This is a genomic window from Pseudomonas vranovensis, from assembly GCF_040438935.1.
GTDB lineage: Bacteria > Pseudomonadota > Gammaproteobacteria > Pseudomonadales > Pseudomonadaceae > Aquipseudomonas > Aquipseudomonas vranovensis.
In genome coordinates this window covers 1,894,865-1,907,478 of the sequence record NZ_CP159259.1, presented here as the reverse complement: position 1 = coordinate 1,907,478, position 12,614 = coordinate 1,894,865, and the positions used below count along the sequence as shown (strand labels likewise).

16 protein-coding genes are annotated in these 12,614 nt (G+C 63.3%); 10 read left to right on the top strand and 6 right to left on the bottom strand.

Features of this window, described 5'->3' with window-relative positions; translation table 11 throughout:
• The first annotated feature begins 53 nt into the window (after positions 1-53).
• From ABVN19_RS08920 to ABVN19_RS08910, 3 genes are all read left to right on the top strand, one after another.
• The gene (locus ABVN19_RS08920) at positions 54-947 is read left to right on the top strand and encodes an alpha/beta fold hydrolase (protein ID WP_105641313.1); all 894 of its coding nucleotides are present in this window, start codon (positions 54-56) and stop codon (positions 945-947) included.
• Positions 931-1,749 (top strand): AraC family transcriptional regulator, encoded by an 819-nt coding sequence (locus ABVN19_RS08915; RefSeq protein WP_105641314.1) that lies wholly within the window; start codon positions 931-933, stop codon positions 1,747-1,749. The genes ABVN19_RS08920 and ABVN19_RS08915 overlap by 17 nt, the downstream gene beginning before the upstream one ends.
• Positions 1,750-1,831: 82 nt before the next feature.
• On the top strand, positions 1,832-2,458 hold the full coding sequence (locus ABVN19_RS08910; protein WP_105641315.1) for a LysE family translocator: 627 nt from the start codon (positions 1,832-1,834) through the stop codon (positions 2,456-2,458).
• Here ABVN19_RS08910 and ABVN19_RS08905 read toward each other — a convergent pair.
• Positions 2,427-3,122 (bottom strand): metallophosphoesterase, encoded by a 696-nt coding sequence (locus ABVN19_RS08905; protein WP_105641316.1) that lies wholly within the window; start codon positions 3,120-3,122, stop codon positions 2,427-2,429. The two genes, ABVN19_RS08910 and ABVN19_RS08905, sit on opposite strands and share 32 nt — an antisense overlap.
• 76 nt (positions 3,123-3,198) lie before the next feature.
• Here ABVN19_RS08905 and ABVN19_RS08900 point away from each other — a divergent pair, with 76 nt between their 5' ends.
• A complete protein-coding gene (locus ABVN19_RS08900) occupies positions 3,199-3,717 on the top strand; it encodes a DUF3016 domain-containing protein (protein WP_105641317.1) in 519 nt (172 codons plus the stop codon).
• A gap of 79 nt (positions 3,718-3,796) precedes the next feature.
• Positions 3,797-4,081, top strand: a complete 285-nt coding sequence (locus tag ABVN19_RS08895; protein ID WP_028945154.1) for a hypothetical protein — start codon at positions 3,797-3,799, stop codon at positions 4,079-4,081.
• On the opposite strand, the gene ABVN19_RS08890 is transcribed toward ABVN19_RS08895, so the two are convergent.
• Positions 4,078-4,608 carry a DUF2867 domain-containing protein gene (locus ABVN19_RS08890; protein WP_105641318.1) on the bottom strand — a complete coding sequence of 177 codons (531 nt, stop codon included), beginning with the start codon at positions 4,606-4,608 and terminating at the stop codon, positions 4,078-4,080. The two genes, ABVN19_RS08895 and ABVN19_RS08890, sit on opposite strands and share 4 nt — an antisense overlap.
• Positions 4,609-4,753: 145 nt before the next feature.
• Here ABVN19_RS08890 and ABVN19_RS08885 point away from each other — a divergent pair, with 145 nt between their 5' ends.
• Positions 4,754-5,425, top strand: a complete 672-nt coding sequence (locus tag ABVN19_RS08885) for an SOS response-associated peptidase family protein (RefSeq protein WP_105641319.1) — start codon at positions 4,754-4,756, stop codon at positions 5,423-5,425.
• Between the two features lie 23 nt (positions 5,426-5,448).
• Here ABVN19_RS08885 and ABVN19_RS08880 read toward each other — a convergent pair whose 3' ends face one another.
• Positions 5,449-5,781, bottom strand: coding sequence for a YceK/YidQ family lipoprotein (locus ABVN19_RS08880; RefSeq protein WP_105641320.1), 333 nt, complete (start codon positions 5,779-5,781; stop codon positions 5,449-5,451).
• A 225-nt stretch (positions 5,782-6,006) separates the two neighbouring features.
• Here ABVN19_RS08880 and ABVN19_RS08875 point away from each other — a divergent pair, with 225 nt between their 5' ends.
• Both ABVN19_RS08875 and ABVN19_RS08870 read left to right on the top strand, forming a co-directional pair.
• Positions 6,007-7,593, top strand: coding sequence for an ABC-F family ATPase (locus ABVN19_RS08875; protein WP_028945150.1), 1,587 nt, complete (start codon positions 6,007-6,009; stop codon positions 7,591-7,593).
• Positions 7,594-7,816: 223 nt separating this feature from the next.
• Positions 7,817-9,007: an MFS transporter gene (locus tag ABVN19_RS08870; protein ID WP_028945149.1), complete on the top strand. Its 1,191-nt coding sequence runs from the start codon at positions 7,817-7,819 to the stop codon at positions 9,005-9,007.
• Here ABVN19_RS08870 and ABVN19_RS08865 read toward each other — a convergent pair.
• Together ABVN19_RS08865 and ABVN19_RS08860 are read right to left on the bottom strand one after the other, a co-directional pair.
• Complete coding sequence (locus ABVN19_RS08865) at positions 9,001-10,032, bottom strand: dienelactone hydrolase (protein WP_105641321.1); 1,032 nt, start codon at positions 10,030-10,032, stop codon at positions 9,001-9,003. The genes ABVN19_RS08870 and ABVN19_RS08865 overlap by 7 nt on opposite strands.
• 141 nt (positions 10,033-10,173) lie before the next feature.
• Positions 10,174-10,785, bottom strand: coding sequence for an FMN-dependent NADH-azoreductase (locus tag ABVN19_RS08860; protein WP_105641322.1), 612 nt, complete (start codon positions 10,783-10,785; stop codon positions 10,174-10,176).
• Positions 10,786-10,913: 128 nt separating this feature from the next.
• Between ABVN19_RS08860 and ABVN19_RS08855 the strand changes: the two genes are divergently transcribed.
• Both ABVN19_RS08855 and ABVN19_RS08850 read left to right on the top strand, forming a co-directional pair.
• Positions 10,914-11,822, top strand: a complete 909-nt coding sequence (locus tag ABVN19_RS08855) for a LysR substrate-binding domain-containing protein (RefSeq protein ID WP_105641323.1) — start codon at positions 10,914-10,916, stop codon at positions 11,820-11,822.
• Positions 11,815-12,174: an MmcQ/YjbR family DNA-binding protein gene (locus tag ABVN19_RS08850; protein WP_028945145.1), complete on the top strand. Its 360-nt coding sequence runs from the start codon at positions 11,815-11,817 to the stop codon at positions 12,172-12,174. The genes ABVN19_RS08855 and ABVN19_RS08850 overlap by 8 nt, the downstream gene beginning before the upstream one ends.
• Here ABVN19_RS08850 and ABVN19_RS08845 read toward each other — a convergent pair.
• On the bottom strand, positions 12,167-12,613 hold the full coding sequence (locus ABVN19_RS08845; protein WP_105641324.1) for a DUF1294 domain-containing protein: 447 nt from the start codon (positions 12,611-12,613) through the stop codon (positions 12,167-12,169). The two genes, ABVN19_RS08850 and ABVN19_RS08845, sit on opposite strands and share 8 nt — an antisense overlap.
• Between the last annotated feature and the right edge of the window lies 1 nt (position 12,614).

The following is a 12,614-nucleotide window of genomic DNA, read 5'->3' as shown; positions in this document are numbered from 1 at the left end:
AGCGTGCAATCCACTTGCATGGTCATTCAGCACCCCGCCAGCAGAATTAGCTCATGAGCATGACGCAACAGATGGTTCTGTGCCCGGACGGCACCCGCTTGAACGCTTCGCTGCATGCCCCCGTAAACGCCCCGGCACATCTGCCGGTGATCCTGATCGCTGGCGCCTTGGGGGTACCGATGCGCTTTTACAGTCGATTCGCAGGTTTTTTCGCTGACCAGGGCTATCGGGTGCTGACCTTCAACTACCGCGGCACCGGAAAAGCGCTCGGAACCTTGGCGCCCAGGTCGCTGCGCCTGGAGGACTGGGGCCGCCAGGACCTGGACAGCATGCTTGGCAACGCCCTGGCACTGGCTGGCGAGCAACCGGTCTACCTGATCGGACACAGCATCGGCGCCCAATTGCTGGGCCTTGCCGAACGCTCCCAAGCCTTGCACGGTGCGGTCTTCGTCGGCGCCTCGTTCGCCTACTGGCGGCGCTGGCCAATGCCTCAGCGCGTCAAATACTGGACCTTGTTCAAGTTGCTCATCCCCCTGCTCACCCGCCTGTCGCCGAGCTTTCCAGCCCGCGCCGTCGGCCTTGGATCGGAAAACCTGCCAAGCAGCCTGATGCGTGATTGGGCGACCTGGGCCAACCAGCCGGACTACCTGCTGTCGCCTGCAGCAGGGCTGGAGGCCGAAGCGGCCTACCGCAGCCTCTCGCTCAAGGTGCTGTCATTGCAGTTCGCCGATGACGACTACGTGCCAGCCGCCGCAGCGGAAAAACTTTACAGCAGCTACCCAGCCCTGCACTTCGAACTGCGCCACAAAGCCGATTTGCCCGCACCGGTCGGGCATTTCGGCTTTTTTCGCGAAGTCAGCGGTGCGCGCTACTGGCCGGAGGTACTGGCCTGGCTACACGCACAAGGCGCTGGATCGATCGGAGTGCAGCATGCCTCGAGGCGCTGAAGTTCAGAGCGCATTCTGGCGCGACCCGGCATTGCCGTTTGTGGAAAGCCGCCAGGCTTGTCATAGCCGTGCCTGCTACAAGCCCCACAGTCATCCGACCTTTTCCATCGGTGCCGTGGACCAGGGCCAAAGCCTGTTTACCGGCGCAGGCCGGGGACAGGCACGGCTGGAACCTGGCACACTGGTCTTTGTTCCTGCCCGGCGCATGCACGCCTGCAACCCCGAGCCGGGCACGGCCTGGAGCTACCAGATGTTGCACCTTGACGCTGTCTGGCTACAGGCCCTGCGCCGGGAGTCCGGCCAGTCGACAGGCGACGATGAGCCAGTACGCATCAGCCGCGACCGGAGCACCTACCAGCACCTGTGCCAGCTCAACCAGGTCTTGTTCTCGTCGGCGCCGACGGTCGAGAAAGAAGCCGCTCTGATCGAGTTCGTGGGTGACTTCGATGCCGATACTCATCCACCGTTAGTGCATTCGGTACTGCCCGCCCTACCGGACGGCGCGCTCAAGACCGTGCTGCAATGCCTGCAGGATGAAGCCCACAACAGCCTGTCGCTGGGTGAGTTGGCCGAGCTGGCCAGCATGGGCCGCTACCAGCTGATCCGTGCCTTCCGCGCCGCCACCGGCTTTACCCCCCATGCCTACCAATTGAATCAGCGGGTAAACCTCGCCCGCGGCTGGTTGAGTGAAGGCGCCCCCGTCGCGGAGATCGCCTACCGCTTGGGGTTCGCCGACCAGAGTCACTTCCAGCGGGTGTTCAAGGCCCACACCGGGGTCACACCGGGTCACTATCGAAGCTGATCGCCCTGCAATTTTATTCAATACAGACGCACCGGCCTGCCCGGACAATCCCCAGCCCTACCGCTGATCAAGATCGAGTCCCATGGAGCAGTTCCTGATGGTTGCCGCCGCGCATTTTCTCGCCTTGCTGTCACCCGGGCCGGATTTTTTCCTGGTGGCGCGCAGCTCCATGAACGCCGGCTGGCGAGTGGCAACCGGCGCCTGCCTGGGCATTGCCCTGGCCAACGGCGTGTTTATCGTCGCAGCCTTTGCCGGGCTCTCGGCACTGCAGCCGCACAGTCCCGTGTTCACCGCCGTTCAACTGACGGGCTGCGCTTACCTTCTGTATATGGGGGGGCTGTTCATTCGCCATGCCGGTGGCAGTTCGCTGTCTACCGTCGACACCCGGATCGTGGTGCAAGCCTCCTGGTGGCAGGGACTGGGCATGGGCTTTATGTCCGGGACTCTCAATCCGAAGAACGCATTGTTCTATGTGAGTCTGGCGAGCATGGTCGGTGGTATCAGCCTTGGCTGGAAGCTGATTTATGGCGTGTGGATGTTCGCGGTGGTGCTGGGCTGGGATGTGCTGGTGGCGCTGGCAATTGGCAACCTGAGTGTGCGCCGCCATTTCGCCCGGGCGCTGCCCTGGCTTGAGCGAGTATCGGGGGCGGTGCTGATGTTACTGGCCCTGGGTGTGATCATTCACCTGGCATGGGATTGGCCAGCGTGAGGCTGCCCAGCTCCAGCAGGCTGAAGTGGCCACGGGACCAGCCACCGGTGTCGATATGCCAGATATTGCCCAGCACCCGGACCCGTTGCAGCGGCGTGTGCCCTACGATCAGCGCGCGCAGTCCGGCCACCGGGGTGTCGTCATCCCTCTGCAGTCGACGGCGCGACCACTGGCAATACTCCTGAACGTCTTTGTCGGGGCCTGCCTGCAATTGCTCACACAACATGGGCCAACTGGCACACGGACAATCGGCATGCAACAGGCCCACCAGTCCACCCGGTGTCTGTACCTCAAGCGCCATGGGCATTTGCGCAAAACGCGCGGCAAAGCGCGCCTGCTCACTGTCCGGCAGGTCGAGAAACCAGCCGCCACCCGCCGCACGGTACTGACCGTAGTCGAGCCAACCACCCCCGACATGCGTCACCGCCAACGCCTCGTGGTTGCCCTGTACGGCATGGAACCAGGGTTGCTCCAGCCAATGCAGGGCCCGCATACAGTCCGGGCCGCGGTCAACCAGATCGCCCACGCTGAACAGTCGATCCACGCGCGGATTGAATTCGATGACGTCAAGCTGCGCCTGAAGACGCTCAAAATGACCATGAATATCGCCCACGGCAAAATCCCGGCCCTGGTGATTGGCGGTAAACCGCTCGATCCGACTCACGTGTCTCGCTCCTGATCTCCCACCCGTGCAGGCGTACAATAGACGGTGTGCAGACAACTGCACCTGGAGGTGAATCATGCGCTGTGCCCTGATCTTTGTCGCGCTGAGCCTGCTGGCGTCGAGCAGCCTGGCGCAGGCTCCCTCGGCGTCCAATGTCGAGGTCATATACGACAAACCCGAACAGTTTCGCGATGCAAGCCTCGACAGCCACGGCTACGAGCGTGGCGCCGACGAATATGTGATGGCAGAACTGCGCAAATACCTGGAGCAACTCGGCAAGCGCTACCTGCCGCCTGGCCAGACCCTGCGTATCGATATCCGTGACATCGACCTGGCTGGCCGCTACGAACCCTGGCACCCCCAGGCCTACGAAATCCGCTTCATGCGTGACATCACCTGGCCGACCATCGACTTGCATTACGTGCTGACGCAACAGGGCAAGACCCTGGGCCAGGCCGATGCCCGGGTGAGCGACAAGACCTATCTGCAACGCCCTGGTCGTCGTGCCCAGAGCGATCGCCTGTATGCTGAAAAGGCCATGCTCGATGAATGGTTTCGCAAGCAATTTGCCGTGCAACGCCACACTTCCTATTGAAGCTGTCGAACTGCCAGCGTTGGCGCGGGGTCCAAGCAGATAAGCCTGTTCCGATCGAACAGCGCAAGGAGGAACCCTAATGGTCACTCACTTCAAGGTTGCCGGCCACCTGGCCTGCGGACACCACGGTAACAAACTGGTCTCCACCAGCGAGCTCAACCGCGTCAAATGCCGCAGTTGCCGCAACACCGACGCCTACAAGGACGCGCGACGTGAACAACGTAACGCGGCCCGTCGCGCCGCTCGCAAGGCCCGCGCCCATCCTGCGGCCAATGACTGGCGCGCATCCTGGACCGAACGCCTGACTGCCCTGCCAGGCTTGCAACGCCTGCCTCGGGGCTTTCATGGCCAGGCGTTCGTCTAGGGCCGGGCGCGTAGCAGCCTGCCCAGGGCAATGGGCGCAATGAAGCGGTGAAACGGCGCCACTGGCAGCATGTAGAGGCGCCCGAGCAGGTTGTGGGGATGCACCACGGTCGACAGCACGACAGTGCGCGGGCTGTCGGCCGTGACGGGTTGGCACAGTAGCGAGATGTACACGTCCAGGTGCTTGTCACGATCCACCAGCAACACCTCCTCAGGCGTGTTGCAGACCAGGGTGAAAATCCCCACTCGCTCGCCGGGCAGGTAACTGGCCGGGTCGCGCTGGCGATCGATGCGCGTCAGCCGTCCCAGGTCCTTGAACCCGAACGCCTGCACCACACGGTTGCGCAGCACCATCAGGTTGTCGATCCAGCCGGGCATGCTAGCCATCAAATCGAGAAAATACGCCATGGCGGGTTGATCCGCGTCTGCCAGCGCAGCTTGGTGGGCGTCGATGAAACTGGCATTGGCCACTCGCGGGTAGATCAGCGATGCGACCGGTACGTCGCAGCGAACGACTTCAGAGGGCATGTGCACGTGTCCTTACGGGCAAATGAAGGAGCGTACGAGTCTACCCTGGCCGGCATGATCCGCCGTCAGGAGATTACGGAAGTGCCCCAGCAACTCGGTTGCTGCCCTAAAGTATGGGTACCTGTCCTTACACAGGGTACCCACCATGTGCGGAAGACTCAGCCAGTACCACGGCATCCACGACTTCGTCGCCGCCCTGAGCATGCCCCACCCGCTGGCCAACCACGTCGGCGACCAGCCCCTTGAGTGCTACAACGTCGCCCCGTCCAGCCGAGTAGCCTTGTTGCGCCTCACAGAAGGTGTCCTTCATGCCGATCGGGTGCGCTGGGGATGGCAACCACACTGGGCCAAAGACCGTGCCCCGCCCATCAATGCCCGCGTCGAAAAAGTGGCCCACGGCGCGTTTTTCAAAGCCATCTGGCCACACCGCGCCATTGTGCCGATCGACAACTGGTTCGAATGGGTTGATGAAGGCGGGCCAAAGAAGCAGCCCTACCTGATCAGGCGCCGGGACGGACGCCCGGCGCTGTGCGCAGGCATCGGTCAGTTCAGTGTCGAATCCGGCGCCCACGATGGTTTCGTTATCATCACCGCCGACAGCGTCGGCGGCATGGTCGATGTACACGACCGGCGGCCGGTGGTCCTGCCCCCGGAGCTTGCCGGGCACTGGCTGGACCCGGCCATGCCCGGGGGGCAGGCCGAGCAGATGGCCCTGAACCTGGGCGAGCCGTCTGACGTATTCGAGTGGTACCGCGTAGGCCTTGCCGTGGGAAATGTGCGCAACCAGGGCGCCTCACTCATACAGCCGGTGCAGTGACGCGCTACGCGCAACCATCGCCATTATTCGATCCGGCTCCTGGGGATGCTGCCATCCCTGTTCTGCCTATAAAGGGTGTAGGGCAACACCACGGTGTCGGCTACCCCCGAGAACAGCATGTCCACCCGCATCAACCCGGCCGACGGCTGGCCGTAGCCGCTGCTGTAGTGCCCGGGCTCGGCATGCAGGGCGCAGAAATCCAGTATGGCGCCGCTGTAGATGCGTGGAACGCTGTCGCAGTGAGATTGCCACCGGGCAAGCGTGTTGCTCGTCACCTCGTCTGCCTTGAACACGGTGTTGATCGTTCCGCAACCGGCCAGCACCAGGGGAAGCATTAGAGTGGCCAAGCATTTCATTACGCACATCCTTGCGACAATTGCGCTGTTTGATTGACATTGCCGGGACATTGTCCCCGAACCTCGACCGCCACGCCAACGCAGCAACCAGACAAAGCCGGGATGTGGAACAAGACGCCAAGTGTTACAATCGGCGGCTTTACGCCCACGCCCTACGCGCCGGCATCCGTGAACGTCGGCAGTACGACTCGCGTCACACCTCTGGAAACCCCGCAGGAACCTCCCTTGATCTCCACCGCTAACATCACCATGCAGTTCGGCGCCAAGCCGTTGTTCGAGAACGTCTCGGTCAAGTTCAACAACGGTAACCGCTACGGCCTGATCGGCGCCAACGGCTGCGGCAAGTCGACCTTCATGAAAATCCTCGGCGGCGACCTCGAGCCGTCGAGCGGCCAGGTCATGCTCGAGCCGAACGTACGCCTGGGTAAACTGCGCCAGGACCAGTTCGCCTACGAAGAATTCACCGTGATCGACACCGTGATCATGGGCCACGAGGAACTGTGGCGGGTCAAGGCCGAGCGCGACCGTATCTACTCGTTGCCGGAAATGACCGAAGAAGACGGCATGGCCGTGGCCGAGCTTGAAACCGAATTCGCCGAGATGGACGGCTACACCGCCGAATCCCGCGCCGGCGAGCTGTTGCTGGGCCTGGGTATCCCGCTGGAACAGCATTTCGGCCCGATGACCGAAGTCGCCCCAGGCTGGAAGCTACGCGTGCTGCTGGCCCAGGCGCTGTTCTCCGATCCTGAAGTGCTGCTGCTCGATGAACCGACCAACCACCTGGATATCAACACCATCCGCTGGCTGGAAAGCATTCTCACGGCGCGTAACAGCACCATGATCATCATTTCCCACGACCGTCACTTCCTCAACAGCGTCTGCACCCACATGGCTGACCTGGACTACGGCGAGTTGCGCCTGTTCCCGGGCAACTACGACGAGTACATGACCGCCGCCACCCAGTCGCGCGAGCAATTGCTGTCGGACAACGCCAAGAAGAAAGCCCAGATCGCCGAGCTGCAGACCTTCGTCAGCCGCTTCTCGGCCAACGCCTCCAAAGCCAAGCAGGCCACTTCGCGCGCCAAGCAGATCGACAAGATCCAGCTGGCCGAGGTCAAGCCGTCGAGCCGTGTCAGCCCGTTCATCCGCTTCGAGCAGACGAAAAAGCTGCACCGCCAGGCCGTGACCATCGAGAAGCTGTCCAAAGGTTTCGAAGGCAAGACCCTGTTCCAGAACTTCAGCTTCACCGTTGAAGCGGGCGAGCGCGTGGCGATCATCGGCCCGAACGGTATCGGTAAAACCACGCTGCTGCGTACCCTGGTCGGCGAACTGACCCCGGATGCCGGTGAAGTCAAGTGGACCGAAAGCGCCGAGCTGGGCTACTACGCCCAGGATCACGCACACGACTTCGAGGAAGACGTGAGCCTGTTCGACTGGATGGGCCAATGGACCCAGGGCGAACAAGTGATCCGCGGCACCCTGGGACGCATGCTGTTCTCCAACGACGAGATCCTCAAGTCGGTCAAGGTGATTTCCGGTGGTGAGCAAGGCCGCATGCTGTTCGGCAAGCTGATCCTGCAAAAGCCCAACGTGCTGATCATGGACGAACCGACCAACCACCTGGACATGGAATCCATCGAAGCGCTCAACCTGGCGCTGGAGAACTACCCGGGCACGCTTGTTTTCGTCAGCCACGACCGTGAGTTCGTATCGTCCCTGGCCACGCGAATCATCGAGCTGAGCGCCACCGGCGTGGTGGACTTCAGCGGTACCTACGACGACTATCTGCGTAGTCAGGGTGTAGTGGTCTAAAGCACTCGCCTGTAGCGGCTGCCACCAGGCTGCGATCGGCCGCGAAGCGGTCGTCATTCAGCACCATCAGTGTGACTGGATAACGACCGCGTGGCAGTCGATCGCACCGCGTACCTCGGCAGCCGCTACGGCGCGATTGTTTTAAATTAGTTAGCCTGCTTTCTTTTATCCTCGCCGCCAGCGATCATGGGCCCTCTCCCTCCGCCCGCCAGCGAACGAGCTCATGTCTGCGCACCAACCCGCCCCTGCCAGTACCCTGTCGATCACCCTGCAGATCCTCTCGATCGTCTTCTATACCTTCATCGCCTTCCTCTGTATCGGCCTGCCGATCGCAGTGCTGCCAGGCTATGTGCATGACCAACTGGGTTTCAGCGCCGTAATCGCCGGCTTGACCATTGGCCTGCAGTACCTCGCCACGCTGCTCAGCCGCCCCATGGCTGGCCGTGTCGCCGATGGCCAGGGCACCAAACGGGCAATTACCTACGGCTTGATCGGCATTGCCGCCAGCGGCGCACTCACCACAGCTTCTGCACTGACGGTCGAGCTGCCACTGTTGAGCCTGCTGGTGCTACTCGCTGGCCGCGTGTTGCTGGGCCTGGCCCAGGGGCTGATCGGTGTTGCCACCTTGAGCTGGGGTATCGGCGCAGTGGGTGCCGAGAACACGGCCCGGGTGATTTCCTGGAACGGCGTAGCCTCGTACGGCGCCATCGCCATCGGTGCACCGCTTGGGGTGATGCTGGCCGACCAGGTGAACTTCGCCAGCCTGGGGCTGGTACTCACTGCGCTTGCAGCCCTGGCGCTGCTGGTGATCCGCAACAAACCCTCGCTACCCGTGGTGCGCGGTGAACGCCTGCCGTTCTGGGCGGCCTTTGGCCGGGTCGCGCCGTGCGGGGTAGGCCTGACGCTGGCCTCGATCGGGTACGGCACCCTGACCACCTTCGTGACCCTGTTCTACCTGGAGCAAGGCTGGAGCGGTGCGGCCTGGTGCCTGAGCGCCTTCGGCGTGTGCTTCATCATTTCGCGGCTACTGTTTGTCAACGCGGTGAACCGTTTTGGCGGCTACCAGGTGGCAATGGCCTGCATGGCCACTGAGGCTCTGGGCCTGGCACTCCTGTGGCTGGCCCCGAACCCGGCACTGGCATTGCTGGGTGCAGGCCTGGCCGGTTTTGGCCTATCGCTGGTGTACCCGGCACTGGGGGTCGAAGCCATCAAGCAGGTGCCAGTGTCCAGTCGGGGTGCCGGGCTGGGTGCCTACGCCGTTTTTTTCGATCTGGCATTGGCGATCTCCGGCCCCTTGATGGGAGCAATTGCCGTGCATCTGGGCTATGCCTGGATCTTCTGCATCGCCGCCCTGCTGTCGCTGGCCGGTGTCGGCCTGGCCCTGACCCTGTCGCAGCGCGCCCGCGCTCACTGATCGGCGGTATCCAGCCCGACGCGCCGGGGCCGGCCCAGGGTACGGGCAAAAAAGTGCGCAGCCTCGGCCTGCAGTGAAAGGTGGATGTCTTCACGGTCGACGCCGTCGGGGTCGTTGCACAGCGCCGCCATGTGGTGGCGCTGCTCCTCGTCACACGGAGCCATGAACACGAAGTGCCCGGCGCCGGCCAGCAGCCGGTAGTTGGGCGTGACCGGCAACTTGCGGGCCAGCGCCTGGGCGTTCTTCTCGATGGAAAGCAACTGGTCGTTGTCGCCGCTGTAGATCAATGCCGGCACCTTCACCTGTGCCAGTGCCTGGCGACCGAACATCAGGCTCAGCGGCGCCATCAACAGCAAGGCATGTACCCGGGGGTCGGCCTCGGCGGCAAGGTCGGCGCGATCGGCAATCAGCACTCCGTTGGTCTTGCAGGCGTCGGAATCGCGAGGGTGCTCCTGGCAATAGCGATGCAAACGTTCAAGGTCAGGGTGCGCCCCGGACAGTATCAGGGCCGTTTCACCGCCGGCGGAGTATCCAATCACCCCCACCCTCTCACCACGGATATACGGTGCCAGAAAGGGGTCGGCAAGGCTGGTGGTGATCGCGGCACTGATCTGCAACGGCCGCCCGTAAAGATTGCTCAAGGTGCCCAGCCGACTGTGGTCATGGGCGTTGTCGCCTGGGTGAGTCACGGCCACCACCACGAAGCCCCGACGTGCCAGGGCCGTGGCCAGGTCGTGCAGGGCCAGCGGCGAGCCGGTGTTGCCGTGGGACAGCATCAACAAGGGATAGCGCCCTATCACCACTGGCGCACCTTCAAACGCCTCCACCCGATAGCCATCGATCCGGCTGCTGCGTTCCGGGCCGCTGGAGGGATAGAACGCCAGCGCCTGTACCGGCCGGGCATCGAGCGGATCTGCGAACTGCATGCGGTGCAAGCCAACGCTCCAGTGCTGCACGGGCTCTGCCCGTACTCCCGCCGCCAGGCCCAGCAGCCACAGCACACAGAACGCCGCCACGATACGCATCAGCCCTCACCTCACCCGCCCCCGGCACTACCGGGCATATCGCCAGCATATCGCCGGGCCCATGGGCGCAGATGAAAGCTCAATGAAAAAACCGACAGCAAGCCAGGCCTGCTGTCGGTTCGGGTAGTGCGCGGTCGCGGATCAGGCGGCGGCGAACAACTCGTTGCTGATCTGCTGCTGGGCGGCGCTCATGGCATTAGCGCGTGGCTCGTCGCCGTAGGCCAGGCCGTGGGCACGGACGATTTCAAGGTCGGTGACGCCGATAAAGCCCAGGAACACCTTGAGGAACTCCTCGTGGCCGACACCGGTCGGCTGGCCCGCATGCAGACCACCGGCGGTGGACACCAGGATGACTTTCTTGTCACCGCACAGGCCTTCAGGGCCGGCTTCGGTATAGCGGAAGGTCTTGCCGGCCACCGCAACGCGGTCGATCCAGGCCTTGAGCTGGGTCGGTACGGTGAAGTTGTACATCGGCGCGCCGATCACCACCGCGTCGGCGTCCAGGAACTCCTGCAGGGTTTCGGCGCTCAGTTGGGCTTCGTGCTGCTGGGCAGCATCGCGCAGGTCTTGTGGAGTGCCGGCAGCCACCAGGGTAGCGGCGGAGAAATGGCTGATGGCGTCGGCGGCCAGGCCACGGTAGACCACTTCAACGGAAGGGTCGGCGGCTTTCCAGGCCTCGACCACGCTGCGGCTCAGCTGACGGGAGGCGGAATTGTCGCCCAGGATGCTCGAATCGATGTGCAACAGTTTCATGGGACTCTCCTGAATGAAGACCGCATCGGGGCGATCACGATGGGGACAATCCTACTTGAGCAGCGAATAGCTGATAAGACAGCAAAAATGCGTTAGTTTGTCCTACTGGCAGGACAATGGAGCGAGCCATGCAGGACCTCAATGACCTCTTCTACTTCGCCCGTGTGGTTGAAGCCGGTGGCTTTGCTGCCGCCGGGCGCCTGCTCGGTATCCCCAAGTCGCGCCTGTCCCGGCGCATTGCCGAGCTGGAAGAGCGCCTGGGCACGCGCCTGTTGCAGCGCACCACCCGGCAACTGAAGTTGACTGCGGTGGGCGAACGCTACCTGCGCCACTGCCAGGCCATGCTGCTGGAGGCCGAAATGGCCGATGAAGCGGTGGCGACCATGACCAGCGAGCCACGCGGCCGCTTGCGGGTGTCCTGCCCGGTGGGCTTGGCCCACACGCTGCTGCCGCAGGTCATCAGCCAGTTTCTGGCGTTGTACCCCCAGGTACAGCTGGACATGATCCTGCTCAACCGCCGGGTCGACCTGATCACCGAAGGCATCGATGTGGCCTTGCGCGTGCGCGACCTGGGCGATGAAGACCCGGCCCTGGTCACCCGGCGCTTGCGCCAGGCGCAGATGTACCTGGTGGCAGCGCCGGCGTTCGCCGCCGCCCATGCTCCGACTACGCCCGATGACCTGGCCGGGCTGGCGGTGCTGGGTGCCACAGACGCCGACCGCCTCGTACATTTGCGCCTGCTCGACGCGCAGGGCCGCAAGCAGGAACTGGCTATGGAGGCGCGCCTGGCCATTGATGATTTTGTCGTGCGCAAGGCTGCAGCGATGGCAGGCCTTGGCTTTACCGCCCTGCCGATCATGCACTGCGAAGAGGAACTGGCCCGTGGCGAGCTGGTGCGCCTGCTGCCAGACTGGTCGCTGCCCGGGGGCTATCTGCAGGCGGTCTATCCGCATCGGCGCGGCCTGTTGCCTGCGGTGCGGGTGTGGATCGATCACCTGGTGGCGTCTTTTGCCGAATGTGGGAAGCGTTATGTCTGAACGAAAAATGAGCGAAGCGCAGGTGGTGGACTTCTGCCTGGGCCTGCCCGGTGCGCGGGAAGACTACAAATGGGGTGGTGTGCGGGTGTTCTCGGTGGCTGGCAACAAGATGTTTGCGGTACTGGACCTGGCCGGTGCTGGCCTTTCGTTCAAGGTCGAGGCTGAACTGTTCCTGGGTTATGTTGATCGCCCCGGCGTACGCCCGGCGCCTTACCTGGCGCGGGCGCACTGGATCAGCCTGGCGCCACCCTACCCCATGGGCCGCGAGGAACTCTGCGACCTGCTGCAGCGCTCCCATCAACTGGTGGTCAGGCGCCTGCCCAAGCGCCTGCAGCCAGGGCTGCTTATCTGAGCAGCGGCCCGAGGGCGCTGCCCAGCCAGCGACCGTCCAGCAACACATGATCGATCCAGAACAACTGATGCAAGGCGACAATGGCCCAGAACGTCAGCTGGAACGACAACTTGCGGGTTTTATGCCGGAACCGCTGCTGGGCCAGCAACGCACCCGGCCAGCCGCCACACAGTTCACTGGCGTGCAACACCTTCTCGGGTGTGCGCCAGGCCTGGTTGCGGGCCTGTTGCTTGTCACGCCAATAGAGCGCAAACGTCACCAGGCTTGCCAACGGATAGGCCACCGCGGGCAACCAGGACTGTCCGCTCAGCACCATCTGCAGCGCCCCGCCCAGCGGCAACAGGCACAGGCAGCCAAACACCAGCAGTTTGCTGCGCAGGTGCTGAACGCTGCCATTGTCGCGCCCGGCACGGTGCGCAGGGTTTTGCCCACGGCTCATC

Excerpts from the sequence above, each read along its gene's own strand:
- ABVN19_RS08920 (WP_105641313.1), top strand. The coding sequence starts at position 54 with ATGAGCATGACGCAACAGATGGTTCTGTGCCCGGACGGCACCCGCTTG.
- ABVN19_RS08915 (WP_105641314.1), top strand. The coding sequence starts at position 931 with ATGCCTCGAGGCGCTGAAGTTCAGAGCGCATTCTGGCGCGACCCGGCA.
- ABVN19_RS08910 (WP_105641315.1), top strand. The coding sequence starts at position 1,832 with ATGGAGCAGTTCCTGATGGTTGCCGCCGCGCATTTTCTCGCCTTGCTG.
- ABVN19_RS08900 (WP_105641317.1), top strand. The coding sequence starts at position 3,199 with ATGCGCTGTGCCCTGATCTTTGTCGCGCTGAGCCTGCTGGCGTCGAGC.
- ABVN19_RS08895 (WP_028945154.1), top strand. The coding sequence starts at position 3,797 with ATGGTCACTCACTTCAAGGTTGCCGGCCACCTGGCCTGCGGACACCAC.
- ABVN19_RS08890 (WP_105641318.1), bottom strand. The coding sequence starts at position 4,608 with ATGCCCTCTGAAGTCGTTCGCTGCGACGTACCGGTCGCATCGCTGATC.
- ABVN19_RS08885 (WP_105641319.1), top strand. The coding sequence starts at position 4,754 with ATGTGCGGAAGACTCAGCCAGTACCACGGCATCCACGACTTCGTCGCC.
- ABVN19_RS08880 (WP_105641320.1), bottom strand. The coding sequence starts at position 5,781 with ATGAAATGCTTGGCCACTCTAATGCTTCCCCTGGTGCTGGCCGGTTGC.
- ABVN19_RS08870 (WP_028945149.1), top strand. The coding sequence starts at position 7,817 with ATGTCTGCGCACCAACCCGCCCCTGCCAGTACCCTGTCGATCACCCTG.
- ABVN19_RS08865 (WP_105641321.1), bottom strand. The coding sequence starts at position 10,032 with ATGCGTATCGTGGCGGCGTTCTGTGTGCTGTGGCTGCTGGGCCTGGCG.
- ABVN19_RS08860 (WP_105641322.1), bottom strand. The coding sequence starts at position 10,785 with ATGAAACTGTTGCACATCGATTCGAGCATCCTGGGCGACAATTCCGCC.
- ABVN19_RS08855 (WP_105641323.1), top strand. The coding sequence starts at position 10,914 with ATGCAGGACCTCAATGACCTCTTCTACTTCGCCCGTGTGGTTGAAGCC.
- ABVN19_RS08850 (WP_028945145.1), top strand. The coding sequence starts at position 11,815 with ATGTCTGAACGAAAAATGAGCGAAGCGCAGGTGGTGGACTTCTGCCTG.
- ABVN19_RS08845 (WP_105641324.1), bottom strand. The coding sequence starts at position 12,613 with ATGAGCCGTGGGCAAAACCCTGCGCACCGTGCCGGGCGCGACAATGGC.